The sequence below is a fragment of the Paenibacillus aurantiacus genome (genome assembly GCF_042431225.1).
Classification (GTDB): Bacteria; Bacillota; Bacilli; order Paenibacillales; family Paenibacillaceae; genus Paenibacillus_Z; species Paenibacillus_Z aurantiacus.
This window is the reverse complement of sequence record NZ_JBHMDO010000048.1, coordinates 90,834-112,360: the sequence shown is the minus strand read 5'-3', so window position 1 is coordinate 112,360 and position 21,527 is coordinate 90,834. Positions and strand designations below refer to the sequence as shown.

The 21,527-nt window shown below is 55.3% G+C and carries 22 protein-coding genes; 15 read left to right on the top strand and 7 right to left on the bottom strand.

Features of this window, described 5'->3' with window-relative positions:
- Positions 1-30: 30 nt before the first annotated feature.
- Entirely contained in the window at positions 31-1,974 is a 1,944-nt protein-coding gene (locus ACFFSY_RS31565) for a terpene cyclase/mutase family protein (protein ID WP_377501784.1), read from the bottom strand.
- A gap of 572 nt (positions 1,975-2,546) precedes the next feature.
- Between ACFFSY_RS31565 and ACFFSY_RS31560 the strand changes: the two genes are divergently transcribed.
- From ACFFSY_RS31560 to cyoD, 5 genes are all read left to right on the top strand, one after another.
- The gene (locus tag ACFFSY_RS31560; RefSeq protein WP_377501782.1) at positions 2,547-2,789 is read left to right on the top strand and encodes a hypothetical protein; all 243 of its coding nucleotides are present in this window, start codon (positions 2,547-2,549) and stop codon (positions 2,787-2,789) included.
- Positions 2,790-3,076: 287 nt separating this feature from the next.
- Positions 3,077-4,066, top strand: a complete 990-nt coding sequence (gene cyoA, locus ACFFSY_RS31555; RefSeq protein WP_377502137.1) for a ubiquinol oxidase subunit II — start codon at positions 3,077-3,079, stop codon at positions 4,064-4,066.
- Positions 4,067-4,087: 21 nt separating this feature from the next.
- Positions 4,088-6,061, top strand: coding sequence for a cbb3-type cytochrome c oxidase subunit I (locus ACFFSY_RS31550; RefSeq protein ID WP_377501780.1), 1,974 nt, complete (start codon positions 4,088-4,090; stop codon positions 6,059-6,061).
- Complete coding sequence (gene cyoC / locus ACFFSY_RS31545) at positions 6,062-6,727, top strand: cytochrome o ubiquinol oxidase subunit III (RefSeq protein ID WP_377501778.1); 666 nt, start codon at positions 6,062-6,064, stop codon at positions 6,725-6,727.
- Between the two features lies 1 nt (position 6,728).
- A complete protein-coding gene (gene cyoD, locus ACFFSY_RS31540; protein ID WP_377501776.1) occupies positions 6,729-7,064 on the top strand; it encodes a cytochrome o ubiquinol oxidase subunit IV in 336 nt (111 codons plus the stop codon).
- A 91-nt stretch (positions 7,065-7,155) separates the two neighbouring features.
- Here cyoD and ACFFSY_RS31535 read toward each other — a convergent pair whose 3' ends face one another.
- Complete coding sequence (locus ACFFSY_RS31535) at positions 7,156-7,329, bottom strand: Spo0E family sporulation regulatory protein-aspartic acid phosphatase (RefSeq protein WP_377501774.1); 174 nt, start codon at positions 7,327-7,329, stop codon at positions 7,156-7,158.
- A 749-nt stretch (positions 7,330-8,078) separates the two neighbouring features.
- On the opposite strand from ACFFSY_RS31535, the gene ACFFSY_RS31530 reads away from it, so the two are divergent.
- The 3 genes from ACFFSY_RS31530 to ACFFSY_RS31520 all read left to right on the top strand — a co-directional run bounded on the left by ACFFSY_RS31530 (position 8,079) and on the right by ACFFSY_RS31520 (position 10,402).
- Positions 8,079-8,243: a hypothetical protein gene (locus tag ACFFSY_RS31530; RefSeq protein WP_377501772.1), complete on the top strand. Its 165-nt coding sequence runs from the start codon at positions 8,079-8,081 to the stop codon at positions 8,241-8,243.
- A gap of 244 nt (positions 8,244-8,487) precedes the next feature.
- Positions 8,488-9,897 (top strand): FAD/NAD(P)-binding protein, encoded by a 1,410-nt coding sequence (locus tag ACFFSY_RS31525; RefSeq protein WP_377501770.1) that lies wholly within the window; start codon positions 8,488-8,490, stop codon positions 9,895-9,897.
- A gap of 178 nt (positions 9,898-10,075) precedes the next feature.
- Positions 10,076-10,402: an ArsR/SmtB family transcription factor gene (locus ACFFSY_RS31520; RefSeq protein ID WP_377501768.1), complete on the top strand. Its 327-nt coding sequence runs from the start codon at positions 10,076-10,078 to the stop codon at positions 10,400-10,402.
- 91 nt (positions 10,403-10,493) lie between these two features.
- Here the strand turns inward: ACFFSY_RS31520 and ACFFSY_RS31515 are convergent, their stop codons facing one another.
- From ACFFSY_RS31515 to ACFFSY_RS31505, 3 genes are all read right to left on the bottom strand, one after another.
- Complete coding sequence (locus ACFFSY_RS31515) at positions 10,494-12,413, bottom strand: glycosyl hydrolase family 18 protein (protein ID WP_377501766.1); 1,920 nt, start codon at positions 12,411-12,413, stop codon at positions 10,494-10,496.
- A 151-nt stretch (positions 12,414-12,564) separates the two neighbouring features.
- A complete protein-coding gene (locus ACFFSY_RS31510; RefSeq protein WP_377501764.1) occupies positions 12,565-12,843 on the bottom strand; it encodes a YxcD family protein in 279 nt (92 codons plus the stop codon).
- 2 nt (positions 12,844-12,845) lie between these two features.
- Positions 12,846-13,271 (bottom strand): hypothetical protein, encoded by a 426-nt coding sequence (locus ACFFSY_RS31505; RefSeq protein WP_377501762.1) that lies wholly within the window; start codon positions 13,269-13,271, stop codon positions 12,846-12,848.
- 143 nt (positions 13,272-13,414) lie between these two features.
- On the opposite strand from ACFFSY_RS31505, the gene ACFFSY_RS31500 reads away from it, so the two are divergent.
- A complete protein-coding gene (locus ACFFSY_RS31500) occupies positions 13,415-13,948 on the top strand; it encodes a DUF309 domain-containing protein (protein WP_377501760.1) in 534 nt (177 codons plus the stop codon).
- 85 nt (positions 13,949-14,033) lie between these two features.
- Here ACFFSY_RS31500 and ACFFSY_RS31495 read toward each other — a convergent pair whose 3' ends face one another.
- Complete coding sequence (locus ACFFSY_RS31495) at positions 14,034-14,606, bottom strand: beta-class carbonic anhydrase (RefSeq protein ID WP_377501758.1); 573 nt, start codon at positions 14,604-14,606, stop codon at positions 14,034-14,036.
- 46 nt (positions 14,607-14,652) lie between these two features.
- Complete coding sequence (locus ACFFSY_RS31490; protein WP_377501756.1) at positions 14,653-14,973, bottom strand: iron-sulfur cluster biosynthesis family protein; 321 nt, start codon at positions 14,971-14,973, stop codon at positions 14,653-14,655.
- A gap of 130 nt (positions 14,974-15,103) precedes the next feature.
- Between ACFFSY_RS31490 and ACFFSY_RS31485 the strand changes: the two genes are divergently transcribed.
- The 6 genes from ACFFSY_RS31485 to ACFFSY_RS31460 all read left to right on the top strand — a co-directional run bounded on the left by ACFFSY_RS31485 (position 15,104) and on the right by ACFFSY_RS31460 (position 21,524).
- Positions 15,104-16,618 carry a carboxypeptidase M32 gene (locus tag ACFFSY_RS31485; RefSeq protein WP_377501754.1) on the top strand — a complete coding sequence of 505 codons (1,515 nt, stop codon included), beginning with the start codon at positions 15,104-15,106 and terminating at the stop codon, positions 16,616-16,618.
- A 189-nt stretch (positions 16,619-16,807) separates the two neighbouring features.
- Complete coding sequence (locus ACFFSY_RS31480) at positions 16,808-17,491, top strand: methyltransferase domain-containing protein (RefSeq protein ID WP_377501752.1); 684 nt, start codon at positions 16,808-16,810, stop codon at positions 17,489-17,491.
- On the top strand, positions 17,484-18,638 hold the full coding sequence (locus ACFFSY_RS31475; RefSeq protein ID WP_377501750.1) for an NAD(P)/FAD-dependent oxidoreductase: 1,155 nt from the start codon (positions 17,484-17,486) through the stop codon (positions 18,636-18,638). The genes ACFFSY_RS31480 and ACFFSY_RS31475 overlap by 8 nt, the downstream gene beginning before the upstream one ends.
- A 16-nt stretch (positions 18,639-18,654) precedes the next feature.
- A complete protein-coding gene (locus tag ACFFSY_RS31470; protein ID WP_377501749.1) occupies positions 18,655-19,128 on the top strand; it encodes an SRPBCC family protein in 474 nt (157 codons plus the stop codon).
- Positions 19,121-20,353 carry a beta-ketoacyl-[acyl-carrier-protein] synthase family protein gene (locus tag ACFFSY_RS31465; protein WP_377501747.1) on the top strand — a complete coding sequence of 411 codons (1,233 nt, stop codon included), beginning with the start codon at positions 19,121-19,123 and terminating at the stop codon, positions 20,351-20,353. Before ACFFSY_RS31470 ends, ACFFSY_RS31465 begins: the two co-directional genes overlap by 8 nt.
- 166 nt (positions 20,354-20,519) lie before the next feature.
- Positions 20,520-21,524 (top strand): ABC transporter substrate-binding protein, encoded by a 1,005-nt coding sequence (locus tag ACFFSY_RS31460; RefSeq protein WP_377501745.1) that lies wholly within the window; start codon positions 20,520-20,522, stop codon positions 21,522-21,524.
- Positions 21,525-21,527 lie beyond the last annotated feature (3 nt).

Genomic DNA, 21,527 nt, shown 5'->3' with positions numbered 1-21,527 from the left:
CTGGGTTAATTTGTCACGGCCTGGAATTAATTATGCATCGTTTTCCAAAATTTCAGGAAACAATTTCCCGAATTTTCGGCGAGCATGCGAAAGCGCCAGCAGCGGCCAATGGATGGGATAACTTTCGTAGCGGGAATAGACATGTCCGGGCAATGCCGCGCCCGTAGGATAATCGGCATGCGCGGAAGGGCGGCCCTGATTGGCAACAATCCATTCGGTTGCGCGCATAATGGCTTCATTCGGCTTGTCGTGCACGGCCGTGAGCGCATCGAGCGCCCAGGCGGTCTGTACGATCGTCGAATGGTTAAGGGGTTCGTATGCCATTGCGATATCGCTGGAGCAGGATTCGCCGAATCCGCCATCGGGCCGCTGGATCTTAAGCAGCCATTGAACCGCCTTGCGGATCGCCGGATGGTCGTGCTTTTCGCCGACCGCGGCGAGTCCCGTAAGCGCGGCCCAAGTCCCATAGATGAAGCAGACGCCCCAGCGGCCGTACCAAGGCCCATCAGGCTTTTGGTCATTATGAAGCCACTGAACGGCGCGCTGCACGAAGGGGAGCTGATTCGTGAAACCGGCCGTATTCCCGAGATATTCGAGCGCGCGTCCGGTCAAGTCGGCGCATGAGGGGTCGGTCGCGGCGGCATCGGCCCCTTCGAGCGGTATCCATTTGATGAGCGGGTGGTTGTTGTTGCGTTCGAATGCGCCCCATCCGCCGTCGCTGTTCTGCATGCCAAGCAGCCAATTCAGCCCGCGATCCGCGGCGTCTCCCGCTTCGTGTATGGTGCCGCGCAGCGGCTCGATCGCGCGGAGCGACGCCGTCGTGTCGTCGATATCGGGATTGATCGTATTAATATGAGAGAAGCCCCAACCGCCTGGTATGTCGTGCTCCGCTTCCAGCGCCCAATCGCCGACTCTATTATGTTGTTTGCCGAGAACGTAACGCCCAGCTTTCATTATGGCGGGGTGGGTGTGGCCAACTCCGGCATCTTGCAGCGCGTGACTAATTAAGGCAGTGTCCCAGACGGTCGATGTCGTCGTCTGAAGATGGTGTCCATGGCCATCAGGAACGAAGAAGGTTACCAGTCCGTCAATCGCTTGCCGGATCAAAGGGTCATCCTGGTCATAACCAAGCGAAACTAACGCATACACCATGAAAATCGTGGAGCTGGCGTAACTATACAACGTGCCGTCGGCTTCAATGCGTTCACGCATGTACGACTCTGCTTTATCGAGCGCTCGCTGCTTCAGCATTTTGGGCGCGTGGATCCAGGCGGATGCCCACTCTTGCAGCGTGTCCAGCGGCCCGCGAGGCAGATGTGCGGACCAGCTTTCGTCTATCGCTCCATCATCCGCGGAGGTAGAAGCAAATAGCCAGCGGCTGCCTTTAAGCGACTCCAATTGAGGCACGTTCGGGTTGGCGAAACGCGGCTTGCGTTCCCCGAGCACGAGCATCGGCGCCATATGGACACGGGCATAACCGGAGAAGCGGAAGAAGTGGAGCGGGGAGCTTTGCGGAAGGAGCAGAAGCGCCAGCGGTATCGGGAAGAATGCAGGCCATGACTTGTACCCGGCGAGCGCCAAGAGAAACTTGGTCATCAAGCTGTTCACCCGTTTCGCCCCGCCTAACCGTTCGATCGCATGCAGCGCTTGCCGCATATGCGGCGCATCTAGCGAGTCCCCGGCATGAAACAGAGCCAGCACGCCTTCGATGGTCGCAGAGATGTTGCCCTCCTTCTCATCTGGGTAGACCCGCCATGCCCCATCCTGATCTTGGCGCCCCCGAATCCGCTTCGCCAGCTTGCGCACTTCCTCCGCACGTCCGGTGATGCCGAGCAAACTGATCATGACGACAAAATGGCAGTCGGTCATCATGCCGCTCTCAACGAACCGGTATCGCCACGCGCCATCCTCTTGCTGTTCGTCCAACAACCGATCCACCAACGAATCGATACATGCATCTATTCGTTCCTTCATCATATCCTCCTCACCTGGCCCAACCCCGGTTTCCTGTTGTTCACGAAAGTATATGAGCGAAAGGAGGGCGAAGATAACCGAGGTCAGAAAGACAGTGAGGTGGGACCAACAAAGAAAGCAGCAGAGCGGTTGGCGTGGGGGAGAATATGAATTTAACTAGCAAAGCAAGATATTGGAGTTCAGAAATTTTTTAATGAAGTTTCAAAAGTAAGCTTTGTCCGTAAGGACAAAAGCGTGCCACGCTCGAAACGAACCGCCAACCATTGACAAGTGTGCCAGCACGAAACCGGGTGTCCAGAGGTAAAAGTTTTCCGGAGGAAAACTACTTCGGAAGCAACCGCTCAGCCCTTGGATCCCACTCGGCGGAGGGGGTGGGGGGAGGGTGAAACTAAAGGGAGTAACTACCCTATATTATGGGTAAAGACCATTATCATGGCTTTTCAAGCCTTCGCTTCCGAAAATTTTGTCCGAATTTCGAGCAAAATGTGAAAAATATTTGAACACAAATCGCGAAAATGAGGTATAATAGGGGCATAGGAAGCGTTTACTTTACCGAACGGGAGTTGACCAGCATGAACAATGAAGTGCGCGATGTGAAACGGATTTTCTCGACGATGAATATTATGGCCTGGTTGTGTCTGGCAATCGGCGTTATCATGTGTATTTGGAACCTAAGCCACTTTAGCGACAAGAACCTTACGCTCATGGTGGGAATCGGATTTCTAGTCGGCAGCGTATTTATTTATACGATCGGCACGGCGATCAATATGGTGGAGAACCGCAAACAAGGTTCCGACAGTGAGCAGCGCATCTAACAAACGCTGGATCGAATAGCAGCAACCGCATATTGACAAGCATTCGCTTGAAGCAGGAACCTCCCGGGACAACCGGGGGGTTCCTTTGCGTTTGGCGCGGTTAAAAGTAAATATCGTCGAAATGGTGAAGGAAATATTACAGAAAATCTAATTTTCGTTGACGCATTTGTTAACGATAAGGAAAAGTGAGAAGACTTCTGTTATGGTTATGGCATGAAACAAATTTCACAAAGTTCGACCACAATGAACGGCCGTAAGGAGATGAGAAAGTGAAGAAGCGCAGCGCAATGAAACGAATCACCGCAGCCTTCATGCTGACGCTGACGATGGTTCTGCTGTCGGGCTGTAATCCTATGGTGCTTGATCCCAAGGGACCGGTAGGCGATTCGCAGCGGGATTTGATCTGGATTTCGACGCTGCTATGCGCGGTCATTATCGTGCCTGTCCTGATTTTGGCCGCCATCATCGTATGGCGTTACCGGGACAAACCGGGCAACAAAGCGGCGTATAAGCCGAAATGGGAGCATAGCACGAAATTAGAGACGATTTGGTGGGGCATTCCGATTGTCATCATCGTCATTCTCGCCGTCGTGACGGTACGCTACACGTACCATCTGGAGCCATCGAAGCCGCTCGAGTCCGAGAAGGAACCGCTGGTCATCGAGGTTACGTCCCTTGACTGGAAGTGGCTGTTCACGTATCCGGAACAGGATATCGCGACTGTCAACTACGTGAAGTTTCCGGAAGACCGGCCGATCGAATTCAAACTGACGAGCGACGCGCCGATGAATTCCTTCTGGATTCCGCAGCTCGGCGGCCAAATCTACACCATGTCGGGCATGGCGATGACGCTGTTCCTGCAAGCCGATCATCCTGGCGTGTATTATGGGGCTGGCGCGAACTTTAGCGGCAAGGATTTCGGTAAGATGCGTTTCGATGCAACCGCAACGTCCGAAGAAGAATTCGCGGCATGGGTTAAAGAAGTGAAAGGTACCGGTTCGGAGTTGACGATGGCAGGCTACGATAAGCTGGCTGAGCAAGGCACGGCCGAAATCCAGTCGTTCTCGGGTTATCCGGAAGGTCTCTTCGATAAAATTGTGAACAAATACGCCGTACCGGGTTCGAGTGGACACCATCACGGCAGCGAGTCGGCCGAAAGCACGGAGAAAACGAAAACAAGCACCGAATCGAAATCAACTGCCGATGATCAGGAAATGAACATGGACATGGACGCTGATATGGACATGGATCATGAGCATCATGCGGATCACGAATAACGGAAAGAGAGGAGAGACCGCATGTTAGAGAATATCAAAGAGTTCGCCGGGGACTTTTTCGTCACGGGCGACCCGCTTATCTATGGTGCCGATGTCAGTATCGCCCTGGCGCTCATCGCGATCATCACGGTACTGACCTACTTCAAAAAGTGGGGCTGGCTCTGGCGCGAATGGCTGACGACCGTCGACCACAAGCGAATCGGGATTATGTACATTATCGCATCGATCCTTATGTTATTCCGCGGCGGCGTCGACGCGCTGCTTATGCGGACGCAGATCGCGCTGCCGGATGTCCACTTCCTGGAGCCGGAGCACTATAATCAGATTTTCACAACACATGGCGTCATCATGATTCTCTTCATGGCGATGCCGCTCATGTTCGGTTTGTTTAACATCGTCGTACCGCTCCAGATCGGGGCAAGGGACGTGGCCTATCCGTTCCTGAACTCCTTAAGCTTCTGGATGTTCTTCTTTGGCGCAATGCTGTTCAACATGTCGTTCGTCATCGGCGGTTCGCCGGATGCCGGGTGGCTCTCGTATGCGCCGCTCTCGGAGCTATCGCATAGTCCGGGCGTCGGTCAGGACTTCTATATATGGGGTATACAGATATCCGGTATCGGCTCCTTGGCGACCGGTATCAACTTCATCGTCACCATTCTCAAGATGCGTGCGCCAGGCATGAAGCTGATGAAGATGCCGATGTTCAGCTGGTCGGTCCTGTCCAGCTGCGTGACGATTATCTTTGCTTTCCCGATTCTGACCGTCACCTTGGCGCTTCTGTTCCTTGACCGTTATCTGGGCGCGCACTTCTTCACGCTCGACGGCGGGGGCAATCCGATGATGTACGTCAACCTCATCTGGATGTGGGGTCATCCCGAAGTTTATATCGTTGTACTCCCGGCGTTCGGGATTTTCTCGGAGATCGTGGCGACATTCTCCAAGAAGAAGCTGTTCGGCTACAAATCGATGGTGTTCGCTATGATGATCATCAGCGTGCTGTCCTTCTTTACGTGGCTTCACCACTTCTTCACAATGGGCTCGGGCGCGGACGTGAACGCATTCTTTGCTATCACAACGATGCTCATTGCGATCCCGACAGGGGTCAAAGTTTTCAACTGGCTATTCACCATGTTCCGCGGTCGGATTACCTTCACGACGCCGATGATGTGGACGCTCGCGTTCATTCCGTGTTTCGTCATCGGGGGTATGACGGGGGTATTATTGTCCGTCGCGCCGGCTGACTTCCAGTTCCATAACAGTTACTTCTTGATCGCGCACTTCCACCAAGTGCTCATCGGCGGCGTAGCGTTCGGTTACTTCGCGGGCTTGTCGTACTGGTGGCCGAAAATGTTCGGCTTCAAGCTGAACGAGAAGCTCGGCAAATGGGCGTTCTGGCTGTGGAACATCGGCTTCTATGTCTGCTTCATGCCGCAGTACTTCCTGGGGCTCGACGGCATGACTCGCCGCGTCAGCGAATACAGCTGGGACATGGGTTGGGGACCGCTTAACCTGGTGTCCACGATCGGCGGTTTCCTGATGGGCATCGGCTTCCTGTTCCAAGTATGGCAGATCGCGCACAGCATCAAATTCATGGAACGCGATACGACGGGCGATCCATGGAACGGCCGCACGCTGGAGTGGTCGATTCCTTCGCCGGCGCCGCTCTACAACTTCGCGACATTGCCGCAGGTGCAAGAGCAAGACGACTTCTGGGAGGATAAGCAACGCAAGGCAAACGGCTTGCCGTCCACGAAGAAGCCGCAGGCGATTGAACCGATTCATATGCCGAAGAACTCGGCGATTCCGTTCATCATGTCGGTGTGCTGGTTTGTGGCCGGATTCGGTTTCGTATTTGACTGGTTGTTCTTCGCCATCCCTGGCATGATCGGCGTCTTCATCTGCTTGCTGGCGCGTTCCTTCTCGTACGACACGGATTACTATATCCCGGTCGACGAAGTCAAACGTACCGAAGCCGCTTTAAGGGGGGCGAACTAAGTGTTGACACGCAAGTTTAGAACGCGGCCGTTCTCGGCTGCCCATACCGATACGGCACACGGCGGCAATTCCGCCGGCGGTCACGGTCACGACGAGCATCATGAGCACGAACATGAGTCGATGAAGACATTCGGCTTTTGGATCTTCCTCATGACCGACTGTATTCTGTTCGCGACGTTGTTCGCCACGTATATCGTCTTGAAAGGCAATACGAATGGCGGTCCAACAGCGCACGAGTTGTTTGAGATGCCAGGCGTCATCGCCGAAACGTTCATCCTGCTTACGAGCAGCTTTACGAGCGGTCTTGCCGTGTTGGCGATGCACAAGAAGAACGTCAAAGGGCTTATTATGTGGCTGGGCGTTACGGTCCTGCTGGGCGCTTCCTTCGTTACGCTCGAAGTCGCCGAGTTCATCAAAATGGTGAATGAAGGCGCAACGATCAGCACGAGCGCGTTCCTCTCCGGATTTTTCACCCTGGTCGGAACGCACGGTTTGCACGTCTCGCTCGGCCTGTGCTGGATGATTGGCCTGATGATTCAGCTTTCGCGCCGCGGTATTACGCCGGTCACGCAGCGTAAAGTGAACGTGATTAGCTTGTACTGGCACTTTTTGGACGTCGTGTGGATTTTCGTCTTCACGATCGTCTATATGATGGGGGTGATGTAAGATGGCACAACATCAAGGCGGCGCACATGGCCATGATGCGCACGGCGGACACGGCTCGCTCAAATCTTATGTCATCGGCTTCGTGCTTTCGATCATTTTGACGATTATTCCCTTAGTCCTCGTCTTGAACGACTACGTGGAAGGCACGGCGGCGAACGTCGTGCTGCTCGTGACCGCAGTTCTGCAATTTTTGGTCCAGCTTCTGTTCTTCATGCATTTGCGCGAAGAGAGCAAGCCGCGATACAATCTGATGTCATTGCTGCTCGGCCTCTTGATCGTGCTGACGATCGTGCTGGGTTCTATCTGGATTATGACGTACAACACGGTTGCGCATTAATGCGCGTATGCCCAAAAAAGAGATGCAGCTCCTTCGGAAGGCCGAAGAGCTGCATTTTTTTGTGTGCTATAGATCAAGCGTGCTATCCAACTTACAAAGCGCACCGCAGCTGCTGAGACAACTCGTAGTGTAGCAGGATGAGCAAATCGAGTTTCTGGCTGATATCGACCACGACGGATGCGGTAAGAGGCGATTCCGACGAAACCGTATTGAGCAGCAAGCGAAGCTGTTCGATCTCGTTATTAATATCCGCTAACGTAGCCATAAGGCGTGCCTCCTCGTCATAATTGGCCTAAGCTCGTAACGCTGCCGGCTCATGGGTAACGAGCTGGCGTGATTTGCAGATAATGATGCAGAGGCGTAATGGGAAGATAGTAACCGTTCCACCCATGCGTATATATGCATTATGCCGGGGCTTGCCGTATTGTAACAGATATCGGTTTCGAGAAAAACGAAGCCGCAGCCCGGAGGAGACTGTCGCGAAATCGTGATGGACTGCATAGAAGGCGAAAGCGAACAGGTGCAGGGTTAACAGGTGCGAGGAGCGAAAACCGTGCTTTTCATATATGATACGCGTCTTTACGCGCCGCCGCTTCGTCCTCGGTAGGAAAAGCGCGTCCGCGCAAACGTAGTGGGTCGGTCTTGAGCGGGAAGGGGACTTCGGACACAAATTTTGCCAGCGGGAGATTCCTCCATGAGTGTACGGCATTCGGAATCATATGTAAACAGGCAAGCCATTCCTATATCGGAGCAATCGCTAATGTCCCGGCGATAGTTCGGTTCGTCCGATTCCCCGTTAAGACCGAGCGTGAACGCATGCAGTCGGCAGCTCCTCCTTTCGTGAGTCTTTACTAGTCATTCGACGTTTTCTTTTACTTTCCTTTATTTTCCTCGAAAAAGTTGACATCGTCTGTACGGTTAACCACGTCTTTTAGGATCTTCTTCCCCATACATAATATTCCATGAGTCGGACAAACTAAAGACCGTTGTGCTGAAAGAAGGAGGTGTGCGCGCATGGCTAACTCGCAAAACGAATTGAACAAAGGCGAGGTTCAATCGACCAAATTGAACCAGCTTCCAGTACCAGGCGAGAACGATACCGAGTTCTCCGCCGAGGAAGCAGCCGAAGCGTTCGAGCAGCAATCCGCAGCTGGACGCAGTGCTCAACAAGAACAATAGTCCGCATGAACCAGACCCTAGCGGGGTCTGGTTTTTTTTATTTCGACGGATGGGATGCGAAAGACGTGTCCGAAGTCTTGTTATTTTGAACAAGAATGGTTGCAGCGTTTTAGTCTTTATGACAACTAATCGAACATAAGCTTCAAATGACCTGCAATCAGACGTATGATAAGAATATAAATTACATCGCTTGTTCTTAAATATGACGCGATAAGTGAGGAAATTCAAAAAGGCGGGGGATATCATGAGTCTTGAAGCATTACAAGCTCGCGTAAAGGCAGATTTGTCCTATCTTGCGTACGGCGGACCGGATTGGATCAAGCCGAAGTATCATCCCGACGGCCATATTTATGATGTGGTTATCGTGGGAGGCGGTCAAAGTGGGCTATCGATCGCCTTCGGACTCCTACGTGAACGAATATCCAATATTCTGATCATCGATGAGAACCGAGAAGGGTTGGAGGGGCCGTGGGAAACGTATGCGAGAATGATGACGTTGCGAACGCCCAAGCATTTGACCTCCATTGATTTGGGTATTCCTTCGCTTACGTTCCGATCATGGTGGGAAGCGCAGCATGGTCCGGATGGATGGGAGGCGCTGGGCAAAATCCCTCGCGGCGAATGGATGAATTATCTTCGCTGGTATAGAAACATATTAGCCTTGCCGGTCAAGAACGACACGAAGCTGAAGCTGATCGATTCCGCGGGGGAAGGTATCCATCGGCTGCATATCGAAGGGGCTGGAGCGTCTGCAACTCAGCTGCTCGCGCGGAAGGTTGTGCTGGCGACAGGAATTCAAGGCGGAGGTCAATGGCATGTGCCTTCGATGATTAAGGAAAACTTGCCCGCTCGCCTGTACGCCCATACGTCTGATCGGATCGATATCGAAGCGCTGAGAGGGAAGAGAATCGCCATTCTTGGCGGCGGCGCCTCCGCCTTCGACAACGCGAACTTCGCGCTGAGCGAGGGGGTCGCGGAGGCACACGTATTCATCCGCCGAAGCGAGCTGCCCCGCATCAACCCGATCCGTCAGATGGAAGGTTCGGGCATGATCGAACGGTTCGCCGCGTTCGGGGACGATGACAAGTACAGCGTTATGTCCCATTTCTTCCGGCACAATCAACCGCCGACGAACGACACCTTCGAACGAGCTTCCGCTTGGCCGGGCTTCAGACTCCATTTGGCGTCGCCGTGGCTGGAGGTGAAGGAGAGCGAGGATGGCGCAGTCGTGACGACGCCGCACGGCGAGTTCACGTTCGACTTTCTGATCATTAGCACGGGGCTTGTTACCGATCCGGCGCTGAGGCCGGAGCTTGCGCTCGTGGAACGCCATATCGTGCGATGGGGTGACCGATACAAGGCGCCGGAAGAAATCGCGAACCCGCTCATGGATGCGCATCCGTATTTGTCTAGAGGCTTCGCGTTCCAAAGTCGCGACGCAGAGGGCGAGAGGAAGCTGTACGGGCTATTCTCGTTCACCTATTCGGCATTGGTCAGCTGCGGCGTCTCGGCTTCTGCGCTCTCGGGTATGAAGTTCGCCGTTCCGCGTCTCGTCTGCGAAGTGGCGGATCAGCTGTTCCTGGACGATCGCGATCGCATACTTGAGGATTACTTTAATTATGACGCACCTGAATTTATTGGAGAATGGCGGTAAGAGAGCGGCAATGATTTCATCTTATCGATGGTTAATGCTATAATCATGTAGACTCCACCTTTGTCATAGGGTGGGGTCTTGTTCTGTTCAGGTGATCGTTCCTTGACAACAATATTCCCGTCTCAGTATATTCTTCATAAGGTACGCATCATCATCATCACGAAACGGAGGCGAAGAGATGGATGTTGCAACTTTGAGCGCGCTTGCCGAACCCAACCGGCTTCAGATGGTTGAATTGCTTCGTGATGGGCCGTTGACAGTAGGCGAAATCGCGGATCAATTGGGGATCCGTCAGCCGCAGGCGTCCAAGCATCTTAAAGTATTGAACGAGGCGCGGATCGTGGACGTGCGTCCGCAGGCTAATCAGCGGATCTATAATCTAAGGCCAGAGCCTCTCCAGGAGATGCAGACCTGGATCCAATCGTTCCAGCGGCTATGGGAAGACCGGTTCGACCGGTTGGATGCTTATTTGGAGATGCTGCAGAATGACAACAAAACGGAATAGGCTCGACAAATAAAGGAAGAACCTGCATGGCTTGTTGCCATGCAGGTTCTTATTGTTTAACGATTGATAAGAGCAATAAGAGCGTGTTTCCTTATTTGTATTGCAGCAGCATCGACCAAAGATCGGCGCTTTCGTAGCCGAGGCGCCATGCCGCAACGCCGGCGAGATCATATTTGCGGGCAAGCTCAATGCGAGCCTTGACGGTCGCATCCGTCTCCGCCCAGAAGACGTGCGTATAACCGTCTTTCGTATACGTGTATTTCATTTGGCCGGATTCGGCGTCGTAAGTGCCGGTTGCGCCGTTCTCTTGAATGAGACGCGGCACTTCTTTCATGTAGATCGCCTTGTTATCCACTAGGTTGCCCGACGCGTCGATCCGCCATTCGCGGACGTAGAACGGGATGCCGAGCATGATTTTGTCGCGCGGTACGCCATACGCCAAATATTGCTTGATGCCTTCTTCGATCCAGTCCATGCCGCCGACGGATCCAGGCTCGTCGCTGCCGCTCCAATGCTCATCGTAGGCCATAATCATGACCGTGTCTACGATTTGGCCGATTGCTGCAATATCGTATGCGGTCTTGGCATCCCACTTCACGTCGCCGCGTGGCAGATCGATGGAGAGGGTCATGCCTTTGGCGTGCAACGCCTTGGTGAGATTGCGGACGAATTCGGTATATAACGCGCGGTCTCCGCCGTACATGCCCTCGAAGTCCAGGTTCATGCTTTTGAGGCCGAGCGTATCCAGGCGCGAGATTAACGAAGTTATGAACTTCGTTTGGGCTGCCGGGCTGTTCAAGAACGCGCGTGTCAAGTTTTTATCGAATTGGTTATGCACGAGCGGCTCGACCTTGATACCCGAACCTTGCAACGACGAGATGACGGCTGGATCCGAGTTGTCCATCATCGTGCCGTCTGCGTTCGTCAGCACGAACCATGTCGGCGAGGTGGTGTCGAGTCCCTGCGTCTGGGCGACTTGCGCGAGTACCGTCTTCGTACTTGACGTCCCGTTCCAGCCCATCAGCTTCAACTTGCTTGCGTTATTCCAGAGCGCGCGGCCTTCAGCTGTCATGACGATCGCGTTCGTCACCTGTGAAGCATACGCAACAGCGGATGGACGGGTGAAAAATTGCTTCAGCACTTCGTCGCCTTTCACAACTTTCAAGTATGGCGCGTTCGTCCACCACTCCAGACCGTCTTTCGTAATCGTCGCCCCGCTTAGACCTTTCGCATAGACGATGGCGCTCTCCAAGTTAAAGAAGGAGCGAACGGCGCGTCCGTTCTGATTGACGATGTAGGGCGCTATATTCTGATGGACGATCTTCCCGGTCGATGTGTTCAAGACGGCGCTGCCGGCAATGCCGGCCGAAGCGCGGATGGCGTCGGCCAAGAAGCTGTACGACGAATCGTTTGCCTTCTCTCCGGCAACCGTAATGATGTAGGCAGGAGTCGACGTTGCGCGCATCGTCGCTTTCTGCGCAGCGGTCAAGTTGTCCCACACCCATTGGTTGGCCGATAAATCCATGACGTGCGCATTCGAATAATATTTCGCCGCTTGCTTCGCATCCGCAAGCGTAGCGAAGCTCCAAGCCGCCGATGTTCTATCGCCTTGATACAGCTGATATTTCGGGTACGTATACGATATCCATCCCGGTTGCTGGAGATCGCGGATTTGCGCGAACTTCAGCTTTTTGGCGAACGCTTTGGCTTGTTCGAGCGTCTGGAATTCGCGCGCAGCCGTCGAGACCCCGTTCTCGTACACCTTGTAGCGCGGGAAGTTGTCCCACACCCAGACGCGGTCGGTAATTTTTTCGATATGGCTATAAGAGAAGCTCTTCGCATAGGCGATTGCTTGAGTATCGGTTTTGAATTCTTTGAGCGCCTTATCGTTCTGGTAGACGCGAAATTTAGTCGTTAGATCCGTAGCGGCGTCCGCAGCAGGCGCGCTTGCAACCAGGATGCTTTGAGCCGTGATCATGCCGGCCAGTAGAACGCTCCATTTGTTTATCATCGAGCTCATCTCACCTCTTCTTGTTTGTCTAGCTTTCTATTAGACGTAGAAGAGAGGCGGATGTTGCGTTTATTCGACATATTCCGATATTTAGCAATCGCAAGCCGGACAAAAAAAGCCGGAACCCATCGGTCCCGGCTTAATCTGTTTACTAATCGGCGATATCCGCCCAAATCTCGTCCTCGACGTCGAGCGTGATTTGCGAACGGAATACGCGTCTGTTGTATTCCCTGTACATATACTGTTCGATCGCTTCCAGCAGGTTCGCTTCCACCAAATATTGGTTTCTGCCTTGAACCCACACTTCAGCGGTGAATCCTAAATTCTCGTCCCAGGCAAGCTGCACCTCGACGTCGGACGGTGATACGCCCTTGCGATCCGCCGTGTTGAGGCAGACCGCATTGATGATTTCGTCCATCGAAATCCGCATGATTAGTAACCTTGGTGATCATTCGGATAATGCGGCTTGCGGCGGTTGCGGAAGTAGCGAACGATTCCGCGAATCGCGACGAACAGCAGGAAGATGGCGAACAGGTTCACGAGAAGACCAAGGAAATCGCCCATGAAGCCCATGTTCATGAACATGCTACCGAAGAGCATTCCAGCGAGACCGCCGATCATGAGGCCTTTCATGAAGCTGCCGCCGCTTGAGAATCCGCGTTTGGTCGTTGTTGCCGCCCCCGTGGTGTTTTTCGTGCCGGAATTGCTTTGCTGCACATTATCGGTTTTCTTAGGCGTCGACGAATAGCTTTGTTTAGGCGATTTGAATGACCCGCCTCTTGGTTTTGCGCTGGCTGTTCCCGCAAATACTGCGAAGATGAGCGTGAACGCCATAATAAGCAGCATACTTTTCTTCATCTGTTGTTCTCCTCCTGGGTGGACCCGTATTGATTTTGTTGCCTTTCCGTACAATTACGTCTAATATAATCAAAGGTTTCAACTTTCATGCGAGAACGAGTTTCTTTCTTCCTATAAATATCGTGGACAGGGTGGGGAGCGAAATGGGCGAGCGCGATGGGGTAGCGCGATATCCGTGGGCATATGTCCAGTACTTGGTGGAGTTTCATGCCACTCGGGACTATTTTGAATGTCACGAGCTGCTGGAGGATCATTGGAAGAGCCATCCCGGCGATCCGCTGGCCGAGGTGTGGGTGGGGTTAATCCAACTTGCCGTGGGCAGTTATCATCACCGCAGAGGCAACTTGGCCGGCGCGGTCAAAATGTTCGCCCAAGCGAAGCGGCGGCTGAATGCCGAGTCATTGGACGGACTTGGGCTGGACGGCGACCGGTCGATGATACGAATAATCGAACGGTGCGATGCGGCCGAGGCAGGGGAGGCCTTTGAAGACGTCGAGCTGCCAATTCATGATGAATGGCTAAAGGGCGAATGCGATCGAATTACGCGCCGGGAAGGTCTGGTCTGGGGGGCGCCCAGCCGGCGTGAAGAAGCGTTGACCGATCGCCACCGTCTGCGCGATCGCACTGACGTTCTGGCTGCGCGGGAAGCCGCGCTAAAGGCGAGAGACGGCCGATGAAACGTCCGAAGAACGAACAAAAGAGCTTTCTTCTACATGCCCTAAGCGGCAGGGAAGAAAGCTCTTTGCGATTAACGATATACAATTAGCGTTGGTGCTTCTCGTAACCGTTCACGATCAAATCCAATTTGCCTGTCTCGGGATGAATGATAAGTCCATGGACCGGCGTGTTCGGCGGCAGCAGCGGATGGTTGCGCACGATGCTGACGCTGTTCTCCACGCTCTCTTTCACGTTGTCGAAGCCAGTCAGCCAGCGCTTCAGGTTGATGCCGGAATGTACCAGGGTATGTATGACGTCCTCTTGAATGCCGACGTCTTTCACCTTGCCGAGGACCGACTCCGGATTCAAGCCAGTCATGCCGCACTCGTAATGGCCGATGATCAGTACTTCCTCCGCGCCAAGTTCGTACACGGCCACGAGAATACTACGCATAATGTTGCCGAATGGCTGGGTCACGATGGCGCCCGCGTTCTTGATGATTTTCGCATCGCCGTTGCGTAGGTTTAGCGCCTTGGGCAGCAGCTCCGTCAATCTCGCGTCCATACAGGTGACGACCGCTAGTTTCTTATCAGGAAATTTGGTCGTGCGGAATTCCTCGTAATTATGATTGTCCACAAAAGCGTCGTTATGCGCCAAAATCTGTTCCAGTCTGCTCATTGTGCCCCTCCCGCAAAATTGGTTTCGTTGATCGGACTTGCCACAGCTAGGATTTCAATAATCTGAGATTGGTCGTATACGTCTGGTTGTCGCTCTTCAGGACGAAGGCGTTGCGCGACGCGTTAAAATCAATCTTCAGCTGCGGTTCGAAGAAAACTTCGTAGTTCGGCTCGTACCACACGGGGAAAGGATCGCCCGTGCCTTGCGCGTCCCCGAAGAAAGGCGAATCGATCAGCTGCAGAGTCGGTACGCCGTTCATCACGCAGCCGCAGCCTTCCGTGTCGTAGAGCAGCCGAAGCTGTTTGCCCGTGCCGTCCAGTTCTGGCGCAAGGCGGTCGATGGCGTTTGTCGTGAAAGTAAAATGCATAGGTATGCTCCTCTCCATCTCTGTTTTTAGCAAAGAGCCGAACCAATTAAAGTTGATTATACGTTTTGCAAATTGTAGTATCAAGTAGTAGACAGAATGTCTTCATCTAATAACGAAAGGCGGCATGCTCATGAGCGCAATTGTGGAAGAGACATTAGAGAAATTTCTCGAGCGCATTAGACAGATCAAAAGCTACGAGGAAGCGCTTGGCGTTCTGTTCTGGGATATGCGGACCGGAGCGCCGCGCAAAGGCGTCGAATCCCGCTCCAAGGCGGTCGGCGTACTATCGTCGCAGTCGTTCGCCCTTCAGACCGGAGCCGATCTCGGCGAATGGCTGACCGAGCTGGAGAAGCCCCAAACACTGGCGTCGCTAAGCGAGATCAACCGCAAACTCGTCACCGAGACGCGCAAGGACTACGACCGCAGCGTCAAAATCCCGCCGAAGCTTCACGAAGAATACGTCATCCTGACCTCGGAGGCGGAATCGTTCTGGGAAGAAGCGAAGGCGTCGGGCGATTACGCGTCGTTCCAACCTTATTTGGACAAAATCATTACATATACAAACAAATTCATCGATCTATGGGGAGCGAAGGCGACCCGCTACGATACGCTGCTTGATATGTATGAGCCGGGCATCACGACCGAAGAGCTTGACCGGGTGTTCGGGGGCTTGCGCGAGAAGCTCGTGCCGCTCGCAAGCGCCATTGCCGCTTCCCCGCACCAGCCGGATACAAGCATTCTGAAGCAATCGTACAGCAAGGAAGCCCAGAAGCAGTTCAGCACGTTCATTCTGGAGCAGATCGGATTCGATTTCCAAGCAGGACGTCTCGACGAAAGCGTGCATCCGTTCGCGACGGGACTTAGCACGGGCGACGTGCGGATTACGACCCGTTATCTGGACGACGACGTGACGAGCGCGCTGTTCGGCACGATCCATGAATGCGGCCATGCGCTCTATGAGCAGAACATCTGCAAGGAGCTGGACGGCACGACGCTGAGCACGGGCACGTCCATGGGCATTCACGAATCGCAATCCCGCTTCTGGGAGAACGTCATCGGCCGCAGCCGTCCGTTCTGGAACCGTTATTTCGGCGATCTGCAGAAGCTGTTCCCGGGTCAGCTCGACGTGCCGGTCGAAGAGTTCTACCGGGCGACGAACGTCGTGCAGCCTTCCTTGATCCGGATTGAGGCCGACGAATTAACGTACAACTTGCATATCATCATTCGCTATGAGATCGAGAAACAGATCTTCAATGAAGGCGTGACGGCGGCCGAGCTTCCCGCGCTGTGGAATGCCAAGTATAAGGAATATCTTGGCATCACACCAGAGAACGACGGCGAAGGGGTGCTCCAGGACGTGCATTGGTCCGGCGGCGCCTTCGGTTACTTCCCATCCTATTCGCTCGGTAACATGTACGCGGCCCAAATGTCGGAGACGCTCGAGAAGGAAATGCCGAATGTGTGGGAGCTGGTCGAGAAGGGCGAGCTGCATCCGATCAAAGCGTGGCTCACCGACAAGGTGTATCAATACGGGAAGCTGCGCACGCCGTCGGAGTTGATTACGGCTATTACCGGCAAGCCGCTGGATCCGGATTATCTTGTACGTTATTTGGAGCGCAAATATAAAGATATTTACAAGCTGTAGAGCACTTGAGTTATGCGCCTCTCGTAACGGGGCTCGTAATAAGGAAAGACGGTTTCGGGACATCGGTCCTGGAGCCGTCTTTTTATGTTTGGCTATGTTTTTCCAGATATGCTGGATAATTCATGCAAATCTATCCAACACTACCGTGGAGAACAATCGGCGAGGGAGGGACCCGAACTGGAGCGATTAATGGACAAAGAGCTGCTCGACGACGTCACGGCCGTGGACGATGCGGAGCTGGCTCGAAGCTTGAAGGAAGTGTGGCACGTGAACCGTTATATGGGCGGGAATCCTGCGCTCTTCCGTCACATTCGGCAGTTCATGCGACAAGCGCCCAAGCACCGCGCCGTTCGGGTGCTGGATGTGGCGACGGGACTGGCCGACGTGTCGTTGGCTCTTACGGAGTGGTCTCGCCGACAAGTGATCCCGGTCGAAATAACGGGCGTCGATATCCATCCTCGCATTCTGAGGCTGGCCGCTGAACGGACCGCACATGTTGAATCGATTCGCATCGAGCATGGAGACGGACGCGCCCTTGCATATCCGGACGGCGCTTTCGATATCGGCTTCTGCAATCTGGCTCTCCACCATTTCGTGGAGGACGATGCTGTCCTCGTGCTTCAAGAGTTGTCGAGGGTGTGCCGGTTGGGCTGGGTCGTGACGGACCTGGAGCGCCATCCCGCCGCTTATGCGGCCGCCAAGCTGTTGGCCAAGCTCGTCTGGCGAAGTCCGGTGACTCGTCATGACGGGCCGTTGTCGGTCAGGCGAGCATTCACGGCAGGCGAAGCCGCCCAATTGATCGCGAGGGCGAACGTCAAAGGAAACGTCAAACGGCATTTCCCCTTTCGCCTTGCGTTGGTCGGCCATGAATAGCGCGGACGTCGCCATCGTCGGCGCCGGTCCGGCGGGCAGTGCGGCGGCTCGCATGCTGGCAGCGCAAGGACTGCGTGTCGTCATACTTGAAGCGCAGCGTCATCCGAGACGCAAACCATGCGGGGAGTCGGTCAATCCAGGCGCGGTGGAGACGCTTGCGCGCATGGGATTGCCGCCAGCGGCTTGCTACCCGGGTGATCAGGTGAGCATTCGGGGCTGGCGGCTGCATTACGGACGATCGCTGCTTCAGGCGAAGTTCCCGAAGGCGCTTGTCGGCATGTCGTGTCCGCGTGACCAGCTGGACCAGTGGCTTGCCTCGGAGGCCGTTCGCGCCGGCGCGAAGCTGCTGGAAGGCGCGTGCGTGGAAGGCCTGCTTCGCGAAGGGGCTAGAACCTGCGGCGTGACCTATCGGCTTGCGTCTGGCCGGACCTGCGAACTTCGTACGTCGCTCGTCATCGGTGCAGACGGTTTGCGATCGCGCGTTGCTCGTGCAGCCGGGTTGAACCGTTCGGGACAGCTGAAGAAAGCATCGTTCGCGTTTCATGTGGAGGCCTCCGCGGAACTGGGCGACATGATCGAGCTGCATTTGCAGAAGGGGATCGTCGTCGGTCTGGCGCCGGTCGGCCGGGGATTGGCGAATATGACGATCGGCGTTACAGGTGAACATGCGAGACATGCTGCCGGCAGAACGGAGGCTTTTATTCGGGAGACGACAAGAGGCATGCCATATCTGACGGACAAGCTTGCGAGCGCAAAGCCAGTCGACGACGTGCTAGCTTGCGGCCCGTTCGACCGCCCTAACGCGGCAGCGGCACCGGGTCTTATGCTAATTGGCGATGCGGCCGGCTACTACGATCCGCTGACGGGACAAGGTATTTATAAGGCGCTTCGTTCGGCCGAGCTGGCGGTACCGCTTGCGCTCGCCGCGCTGCGGTCCGGTCTCGACTGGCCGCTGCAGCAGTACAGCATCCGGCTGCGGGACGAATTCGCCGCTAGCGGCAGGCTGCAGCGGATGATCGAATACGGAACCCGCCACCCGTTATTATTCCGCGGAGCACTCGGAGGACTGCGGTGGAATCGCCGGCTGCGCGAGCGAATGACGGCTTCCATCGCAGATATTGGGCACGAACACGAGGACAGAGATTGAAAGGAGCGACAAGCCCATGCGGACGCTGAACGAAATGGAAATCAACGGTCCCATCGAGACCGTGTTCGACTATGCAAGACGAATCGACCTATGGCCGGAGCGGCTTGAGCATTATCGCAAAGTTCGCGTGCTGGAGGGGGATCTGGAGACGCGCGGCGTCGTGGAGATGGCCGCTCACCGCCAGTTCGAGCGTATGAACTGGCCGGTCTGGTGGATCAGCACGATGGAGGTCGACCGGGAAGCGGGGCGCATTCGTTACCGCCATATTCGCGGTGTTACGAAAGGGATGGAGGTCGAATGGCGGTTGGTGCAGGATGGACCAAGTCGAACGCACGTGTCGATCATACATGAGTGGAAGCAGCCGCCAATTGGCCGACGCATGGCGGGCGGTTTCATCGGGCACGTGTTCGTCCATCATATCGCCGATCAGACGCTGGCGGGTCTGAAGCTGGCGACCGAATCGCGATTGGAGGCGGCGGTCAATGGGTAACCGGAGAGCGGTCGTGACCGGTATCGGCTGCGTGACGCCGATCGGTATTGGTGCCGAAGAGCTGTGGGCGGGCGTCAAACGCGGCAAGAGCGCCGTGAAGCGGATCGACCGGTTCGAATCTGGCGGGCTGCGCAGCCAGATCGCCGCGCAAGTCGAGCGGTTCGATCCCCTGCAGTATATGGATAAGAAGCGCGCGCACCGGATGGATCGGTATTCGCAGTTGGCCGTTGCGGCAGGGAGCATGGCACTGGCGCATGCCGGCATCAAACCGGAGGAGGCGGACGCAGAACGGGCCGGCATTCTGATGGGAAGCGCGCTCGGCGGTATTGCCTATGCGGAGGAGCAATGCGGGCAGTTTCTCGTCGGTGGCTATCGATCCGTCTCCCCTACACTCGGCTTCTCGGTGTTCGGCGGAGCGGCATCGTGCAATATGGCGATGGCCTTCGGGTTCACGGGCTTGAACGAGACGAATGCGATGTCCTGCGCTTCGGGCGCCGTGGCTATTGGCCGCGCGCTTGCGGCCATTCGCCGGGGCGAAGCGGACTTCATCCTGGCCGGCGGCTCGGAGGCGCCGCTCGCGCCGCTGTCCTTCGGCGCATTCGATATGCTGCGGGCGATGTCGACGCGCAACGAGGCGCCCGAACAGGCGAGCCGCCCGTTCGATAAGAACCGCGACGGGTTCGTCATGGGCGAAGGCTCGGCTGTCCTTCTCATCGAAGAGGAGTCGCATGCGCGGGCGCGCGGGGCCCGAATCATTGCCGAATTGTCGGGGTTCGGCATTAGCAACGACGCCTACCATATGAGCGCGCCGCTGCCGAGCGGCACCCAAGCGGCCCGCGCGCTCCGGCAAGCGCTTCGCGACGCGGACTTGAGCGAGGATGAGGTTGGTTATATTAATGCGCACGGTTCTTCGACCCCGCTCAATGATGTGACGGAATCGAAGGTGATCCGCGCCGTCTTCGGCGACCGCCCTGTCGCCGTTAGCGGGACGAAAGGGTTATATGGCCACCCGCTCGGCGCATCCGGCGCGATCGAGGCAGCGATCACCTGCTTATCGTTGCAGGAGGGATGGCTGCCGCCGACGTCGAATCTCGAAAACCCGGATCCCCTCTCTCCGGTCGATCTGATCGCCAGAGCGGGCCGCGACGCGCGCACTGCGGCCGCGGTATCCAATTCGTACGGCTTCGGCGGCATCAACGCTTCGCTAGCGTTCCGCCGGGTATAGGTAACATAAGAGGTGAATTGAGGAACGTTTCCATTTTGGGAGACGTTCCTTTTTTTGTTGAAAATCGGTCTTTAGACCTGGTATCGGTCCGGAACGCAGTCACCGTCGAACTTCGCCCCGCATAGGCTACACTACATCTTCCAAGCGGAAAGCAGAGGTAATGGACATGAGCAAGAAGAGAGCGGGGGCGCTGCTGCTGGCGTTTGCCCTGATGGCGGGGACGCTTGCAGGCTGCGGCGGTGGAAGCAGCGAATCGGCGGTCAAAGTGACGATCGGCGAAGTGACGCGGTCATTGTTCTATGCACCGGAGTATGTCGCGATCGCGAAAGACTACTTCAAAGAAGAAGGGCTCGATGTGGAGCTCACGACGACCGCTGGCGGCGACAAAACGATGACCGCGCTGCTGGCCGGTAACATCGATGTAGCGCTGGTCGGTTCGGAGACGTCAATCTACGTGCACCAGCAAGGATCGGATGACCCGGTCATCAATTTCGCGCAATTGACGCAGACGGACGGTACGTTTCTCGTCGCCCGGGAAGCCGTCAGCGGCAGCTTCGATTGGAACAGCTTGAAAGGGCAGGACTTCCTCGGCCAGCGCAAAGGCGGCATGCCGCAGATGGCAGGCGAATTCACGTTGAAGAAGAAGGGCATCGACCCGCAGAAAGACTTGAATTTGATTCAAAACGTGGATTTCGCGAATATTCCGGCGGCGTTCGCATCCGGCACGGGCAAATACGTGCAGCTGTTCGAACCGCAAGCGTCCATTTTCGAGAAAGAAGGCAAAGGTCATGTCGTCGCGTCGTTCGGCGTGGAGAGCGGGAAGCTGCCGTATACCGTGTTCATGACAAAGAGAAGTTTCATCAAGAAAAACAAGGATACCGTCCAAAAATTCGCGAACGCCGTGTATAAAGCCCAGCAGTGGGTCGACTCGCATAGCCCGGAAGAAATCGCCGACGTCGTGCTGCCCTTCTTCAAAGATACGGACCGCTCCATTGCCATCTCGGTCATTGACCGCTATAAGAGCCAAGGCTCCTACGCCACCGATCCCATCGTGGACGAAGCGGAATGGAACAATCTGGTCGATGTTATGACTTCAGCCGGCGAGCTGCAAGGGCAGCCTGCGCACGATGATCTGGTCGATAACACGTTCGCGGAGAACGCGATGAAGTAACGA

Bases quoted from the DNA above. Each gene is read 5' to 3' on its own strand.
- ACFFSY_RS31565 (WP_377501784.1), bottom strand. From the start codon at position 1,974: ATGAAGGAACGAATAGATGCATGTATCGATTCGTTGGTGGATCGGTTG.
- ACFFSY_RS31560 (WP_377501782.1), top strand. From the start codon at position 2,547: ATGAACAATGAAGTGCGCGATGTGAAACGGATTTTCTCGACGATGAAT.
- cyoA (WP_377502137.1), top strand. From the start codon at position 3,077: ATGAAACGAATCACCGCAGCCTTCATGCTGACGCTGACGATGGTTCTG.
- ACFFSY_RS31550 (WP_377501780.1), top strand. From the start codon at position 4,088: ATGTTAGAGAATATCAAAGAGTTCGCCGGGGACTTTTTCGTCACGGGC.
- cyoD (WP_377501776.1), top strand. From the start codon at position 6,729: ATGGCACAACATCAAGGCGGCGCACATGGCCATGATGCGCACGGCGGA.
- ACFFSY_RS31535 (WP_377501774.1), bottom strand. From the start codon at position 7,329: ATGGCTACGTTAGCGGATATTAATAACGAGATCGAACAGCTTCGCTTG.
- ACFFSY_RS31530 (WP_377501772.1), top strand. From the start codon at position 8,079: ATGGCTAACTCGCAAAACGAATTGAACAAAGGCGAGGTTCAATCGACC.
- ACFFSY_RS31525 (WP_377501770.1), top strand. From the start codon at position 8,488: ATGAGTCTTGAAGCATTACAAGCTCGCGTAAAGGCAGATTTGTCCTAT.
- ACFFSY_RS31520 (WP_377501768.1), top strand. From the start codon at position 10,076: ATGGATGTTGCAACTTTGAGCGCGCTTGCCGAACCCAACCGGCTTCAG.
- ACFFSY_RS31515 (WP_377501766.1), bottom strand. From the start codon at position 12,413: ATGATAAACAAATGGAGCGTTCTACTGGCCGGCATGATCACGGCTCAA.
- ACFFSY_RS31510 (WP_377501764.1), bottom strand. From the start codon at position 12,843: ATGCGGATTTCGATGGACGAAATCATCAATGCGGTCTGCCTCAACACG.
- ACFFSY_RS31505 (WP_377501762.1), bottom strand. From the start codon at position 13,271: ATGAAGAAAAGTATGCTGCTTATTATGGCGTTCACGCTCATCTTCGCA.
- ACFFSY_RS31500 (WP_377501760.1), top strand. From the start codon at position 13,415: ATGGGCGAGCGCGATGGGGTAGCGCGATATCCGTGGGCATATGTCCAG.
- ACFFSY_RS31495 (WP_377501758.1), bottom strand. From the start codon at position 14,606: ATGAGCAGACTGGAACAGATTTTGGCGCATAACGACGCTTTTGTGGAC.
- ACFFSY_RS31490 (WP_377501756.1), bottom strand. From the start codon at position 14,973: ATGCATTTTACTTTCACGACAAACGCCATCGACCGCCTTGCGCCAGAA.
- ACFFSY_RS31485 (WP_377501754.1), top strand. From the start codon at position 15,104: ATGAGCGCAATTGTGGAAGAGACATTAGAGAAATTTCTCGAGCGCATT.
- ACFFSY_RS31480 (WP_377501752.1), top strand. From the start codon at position 16,808: ATGGACAAAGAGCTGCTCGACGACGTCACGGCCGTGGACGATGCGGAG.
- ACFFSY_RS31475 (WP_377501750.1), top strand. From the start codon at position 17,484: ATGAATAGCGCGGACGTCGCCATCGTCGGCGCCGGTCCGGCGGGCAGT.
- ACFFSY_RS31470 (WP_377501749.1), top strand. From the start codon at position 18,655: ATGCGGACGCTGAACGAAATGGAAATCAACGGTCCCATCGAGACCGTG.
- ACFFSY_RS31465 (WP_377501747.1), top strand. From the start codon at position 19,121: ATGGGTAACCGGAGAGCGGTCGTGACCGGTATCGGCTGCGTGACGCCG.
- ACFFSY_RS31460 (WP_377501745.1), top strand. From the start codon at position 20,520: ATGAGCAAGAAGAGAGCGGGGGCGCTGCTGCTGGCGTTTGCCCTGATG.